Below are 2,848 nucleotides of genomic sequence, written 5' to 3' on the forward strand. Positions count from 1 at the left end.
TTAGGGTGAGGGGAACCATCTCATTACCTTGGGGCACTGTGTTAAATAGACGATAGAATGAGCAAAGGAACATCATTTTATCAGACACCTCACCATGAAAAATTATATCGTGAAAATTGCCCTTCGGGGAATCAGTCCTATGATCTGGCGTCGATTCAGGCTGTCAGGCAGGACTTCTTTAGCGGCTTTTCACTATATCATTCAGATCGCGCAAGGATGGCAGGATGATTACCTGCATCAATTCCGTATTTATGGTAAAAATTACGGCATTTCGTACTCCGGCGGGATTGCATTTTCTGATAACCCTGACAAAATCGCGCTGGATGACTTTGAATTTGATGCCGGTGATCGCTTTACTTATGAATACAATTTTTTTGAGCACTGGCTTCACGATATCCGTATTGAAACTATTCTCGAAAATTCTAATCTAATGTCTCCCTTTTGTCTGGCCGGAAACCGAATGCTCGGGGCGACGTTAGCCGATGAAGCCGATAAAACATTGGCACTGTTCAACGCGATTATTCACGCTGATGAAACAACAACGATCGGAGAGATCCGTCCATTGGTTGAGGCACTTGATGCCGTCAGATTCAACCGCAGAAAGATTAATCGCCAATTAAGTCGGCTCAATCTTGATTCACCAGAACTTGAACCCATCGTGATAGGGCTGTAGCGGATAGGGTGAGCGGTATCCATAAAGGTATACCTTTTCAGTCGTGCTAAAAACAAGGTCATAGCTCTCTATAAACCTCGAAAAAGGCAATTTTATAGAGTATTCTACAAATCTTTATCAGGTTTAAATACTTTTGAGGGTAGTATGCACTATGCCTATATCCGGGTGAGTTCGGTTGACCAGCACGTTGATCGCCAGAAAGAGGCGCTGTCTGCATCCGGTATTAAAATTGACAAAATCTATATCGAACAGGCCAGTGCGAAAAACATCAACCGGCCACAGCTCCAGGATATGCTTCAACAGGTCAGAACCGGTGACACGATTGTTGTTCACTCCATCGATCGGTTATGCCGCAATATGATGGATATGTGTAGCCTGACCCTGCGTTTACGTCAGCAAGGTATTACACTGATATTCCTGAAAGAGCAGCTTACGTTTAGTGCTCACGAGAGCACGCCCATGCAAGAGCTGCAACTGCATATGATGTCGGCCTTCAGTCAGTTTGAACGGGCACTCATTCGGGAGAGGCAAAACGAAGGGATCGCAGCAAAAAAACAGCGCGGGGAACGAACGGGCAGGCCGCCTGCGGATATCAGTAAATTACCTCAAATAGACGCGTTAAGAGCAAAAGGTATCAAGTTAAAGCTGGCCTGCGATAACGTAGGATTAGGTGTTTCTACGTATTATAAATTGCGTCACCAGCTAAAAAACGGGGGAATACAGTAGCCACAACCCCGGGAGGACAGCATCATGCAATTCACAATCCAAATCGCGATGGTCGATAAATCGGGGCATCGCCATACTGAGAAGTTATTCACGATAGAAAAACAGTCCGACGCCCCCAATGACATTGGACTTTCCCTGTCTGAATCTAAATTACTTTTGAACGCTATCCAGCAATCAGTGATCCAGAAACAGGCGGCGGAATATTTGGATGAACATCGCACTTGTCCTTGCTGTCAGCGAAACCGGCGAATAAAAGGTAAACAGACAATCCAGTATCGAACCTTGTTTGGCATTATTCCCGTGGAGGGATTTCGGGTTTACCGGTGTGCTTGTGAAAAACATTCAACCCACACCGTTAGCTTGCTCAATCACTGGTGTGATACGCATACTCACCCGGAACTCAGGTATATAGAAACCCGGTGGGCTTCATTGATGTCTTATGGATTGACCGCCAATCTTCTCAAAGATATTCTGCCGGTGGGTGAACGCTGTAATGCCGCCACAGTCAGAAACCACCTCTGCCAGACCGCTAAAAGACAAGAGGCCGAATTAGATGGGTTGCCTGATTTTCTCCCCGGCGATCCCAGAGAATGGGAAAAATTACCCAAACCGGGAAAACCGATGGCGGTGGGTATTGATGGGGGGGACGTCAGAAACAGGGACGACAGAAAACATCATTTCGAAGTCATCGCCGGAAAATCATTCGCAACTAATGTTCCGACCAAACGTTTTGGTTTTGTGCAGTGTCTGGAAAATCATCCCCGAAGAAAACTCATTGCCCAGTTATCTTCACAGGGAATGCAGGCTAATCAACAAATTACTTTCTTATCAGATGGCGCTGATAACCTCAGGGATCTGCAATTTAATTTGTACCCTGAATCCTAGCACGTGCTCGACTGGTTTCATATCACAATGCGCCTGACCGTCTTAAAACAATATGCCAAAGGGGTATCAAAAAACGCCCCCGAACTCGGTGCAGAATTATTAGACGTTTTAACCAGCACAAAATGGTATATCTGGCATGGGAATGTCAATAAGGCATTAGAATATTTGGATCATTGTGCCTTGATATGCGATGACGATACATTGCATTATGAAAACCATAAATCGCTGTTAAAACATCTTGATGAAATGTATACCTATATTGAAAATAACAGCATGATGATCCCGAATTATGGTGAAATGTACCGATATGGTGAACCGATCTCCTCGTCATTTGTTGAATCGGCAATCAATGAAGTTATCGCTAAACGTATGGTGAAAAAGCAGCAAATGCAATGGAGCCAACAAGGCGCACATTATTTACTCCAGACACGCACAGCGGTACTTAATAATGATTTAAAAGCCCGATTTGAGTATTGGTATCCGGGAATAAAGTTAGGTGAAGAAATGGAGCGCTATTTGACAGAAGCTGAAGCTATTGCGGCATAAGTGCCCCACACTAATGAG

Annotated in this window: 2 protein-coding genes and 1 pseudogene; all 3 read left to right on the forward strand. The window is 44.7% G+C overall.

Annotation, left to right across the window (positions count from 1 at the left end; all coding sequences use genetic code 11):
- The first annotated feature begins 94 nt into the window (after nt 1–94).
- A complete protein-coding gene (locus AAC147_RS03845; protein ID WP_047685703.1) occupies nt 95–673 on the forward strand; it encodes a plasmid pRiA4b ORF-3 family protein in 579 nt (192 codons plus the stop codon).
- A 144-nt stretch (nt 674–817) separates the two neighbouring features.
- Nucleotides 818–1,399, forward strand: coding sequence for a recombinase family protein (locus AAC147_RS03850; protein ID WP_047685705.1), 582 nt, complete (start codon nt 818–820; stop codon nt 1,397–1,399).
- A gap of 24 nt (nt 1,400–1,423) precedes the next feature.
- A pseudogene (locus AAC147_RS03855) lies at nt 1,424–2,830 on the forward strand (ISKra4 family transposase).
- Nucleotides 2,831–2,848: the final 18 nt, after the last annotated feature.

This window comes from Xenorhabdus sp. NBAII XenSa04 (assembly GCF_963866145.1).
Taxonomy (GTDB): domain Bacteria; phylum Pseudomonadota; class Gammaproteobacteria; order Enterobacterales; family Enterobacteriaceae; genus Xenorhabdus; species Xenorhabdus indica.

Coding starts and splice junctions, on each gene's coding strand:
- AAC147_RS03845 (WP_047685703.1), top strand. CDS start 95: ATGAAAAATTATATCGTGAAAATTGCCCTTCGGGGAATCAGTCCTATG.
- AAC147_RS03850 (WP_047685705.1), top strand. CDS start 818: ATGCACTATGCCTATATCCGGGTGAGTTCGGTTGACCAGCACGTTGAT.